The following is a 1,411-nucleotide window of genomic DNA, read 5'->3' on the forward strand; positions in this document are numbered from 1 at the left end:
TAGATGCCGTAATGGGCCCTGCTCCGAGCAAGGGGTGATGATGGTGGCTGTCCCCCGATAGATGATGAAACGGGGTCACGACTTGAGTCGGCCCCAAGCATCTGGAGACGGAGGACAGCCGTGGAGAACTATGCCGGAATTGACGTGTCATTGGAACTGTCGAGCGTATGCGTTGTGGATGCCCAAGGTAAAATCCTGAAGGAAGCGAAGGTCACGAGCGAACCTGACGCCTTGGTTGAATTTTTCGAGACGCTTGGCTTTGCAGTGAAGCGGATCGGGCTGGAGGCTGGGCCGCTGTCGCAATGGCTGCATGCGGGGCTGAAAACAGCAGGGTTCGAGACGGTTCTGCTGGAAACGCGGCATGTGAAGGCCGCATTATCAGCGACGGTGAAGACTGATCGCAAGGATGCACGCGGGATTGCCCAGTTGATCCGGATGGGATGGTTCCGCGCGGTGCACGCAAAGTCGATAGGGGCTCAAGAGGTTCGAGCGCTGCTGGTTGCGCGCAAGCAGCTTCTTGGGCGACTTATCGATGTGGAATTGAGTATCCGCGGGATTTTGCGTGGCTTTGGGCTGAAGGTTGGCCCGGTGACGCGGCAGAATTTCGAAGCGCGGATCCGAGAGTTGGTTGCGGGTCAGGCGACATTGGAACGCATTGCCATAGCGATGCTTTCGGCACGATCGGCCTTGAAGGCAGAGTACGGAAGGCTACACAAAGCTGTGCTGGCAATTGTGCGTGACGATGCGGTCTGTCGCCGGCTCATGACAGTGCCAGGTGTTGGTCCCCTGGTGGCGATTACCTACAAATCGGCGATTGATGATCCTCATCGCATTGTAAAATCGAAGGCGGCAGGCGCGCTGTTCGGGCTCACGCCAAAGAAATACCAATCGGGAGAAAAGGACGTCACGGGCGGGATCACGCTGGCCGGCGACGAGATAGTGCGTACGGTGTTGTATGAGGCCGCCAACGTTCTGCTATCGCGCATCACGCGATTCTCAAAACTTAAGCGCTGGGGGATGGACGTCGCCAAGCGGCGAGGTTCGAAGCGCGCAAAAGTCGCCTTGGCACGTAAGCTCGCAGTGATCCTGCATCGAATCTGGGTCGACGGCACAACTTACCGATGGACCGACGCGGGCCCGATCGCAGCATAGAACACGAGGAGAAGAGTTGGAATGCAACCGGGCTGAACTGAGCCTGGTGCCCGAAGTCCCGTCGCCGGGACGGTGGATCCGGTGAAGCCGTTACACGCCCAGTGGCCGTCTTCTGACGGACCACGCGTATCTAGATAGGCTCACCGCTCCCTCTGACAGCATGATGTGGCGACCAGGCGTTGACCACGGACAGAAGCATGAGCTCGGCGGCGTGACATTCACTCGGGAGGCTTGACATCATCGGGCCCATTACAGAAGG

The 1,411-nt window shown here is 58.5% G+C and carries 1 protein-coding gene; it reads left to right on the plus strand.

The features are described 5' to 3' along the window. The first annotated feature begins 120 nt into the window (after positions 1–120). Complete coding sequence (locus E4K65_RS46625; RefSeq protein ID WP_135179753.1) at positions 121–1,152, plus strand: IS110 family RNA-guided transposase; 1,032 nt, start codon at positions 121–123, stop codon at positions 1,150–1,152. The last annotated feature ends 259 nt before the right edge of the window (positions 1,153–1,411 follow it).

This window comes from Bradyrhizobium niftali (assembly GCF_004571025.1).
Lineage (GTDB): Bacteria > Pseudomonadota > Alphaproteobacteria > Rhizobiales > Xanthobacteraceae > Bradyrhizobium > Bradyrhizobium niftali.